The organism is Xanthomonas codiaei, assembly GCF_002939785.1.
Classification (GTDB): Bacteria; Pseudomonadota; Gammaproteobacteria; order Xanthomonadales; family Xanthomonadaceae; genus Xanthomonas; species Xanthomonas codiaei.
In genome coordinates this window covers 1-407 of sequence record NZ_MDEC01000085.1, presented here as the reverse complement: position 1 = coordinate 407, position 407 = coordinate 1, and the positions used below count along the sequence as shown (strand labels likewise).

Annotated in this window: 1 protein-coding gene; it reads left to right on the top strand. The window is 62.7% G+C overall.

All coding sequences use genetic code 11. The features are described from left to right. The coding region (locus XcodCFBP4690_RS22150; protein WP_146092045.1) for an integrase core domain-containing protein at positions 1-381 on the top strand (381 nt) is incomplete at its 5' end. Positions 382-407: the final 26 nt, after the last annotated feature.

Genomic DNA, 407 nt, shown 5'->3' with positions numbered 1-407 from the left:
ATAGCGGGCCATGGCGTGACGCGTGTGCTGGATCGGCTCGCCATCCGCCGCGGCTTGCCGCAGGTGATCCGCACGGACAACGGCAAGGAGTTTTGCGGCAAGGCGATGGTGGCCTGGGCGCATGCGCGTGGCGTGCAGTTGCGACTCATCCAACCCGGCAAGCCGAATCAGAACGCCTACGTTGAATCGTTTAACGGCCGCCTGCGCGACGAATGCCTCAACGAACACTGGTTCCCGACACTGCCGCATGCACGCACCGAGATCGAGCGCTGGCGCCGCGAATACAACGAGGAGCGACCCAAGAAAGCAATTGGCGGCATGACGCCATCTGCGTATGCCCAACAACTGGCAAACGCCGCTATCATCAACCCTGGATTCTAAACCCGGCCGCTACTCAGGACGGGGGG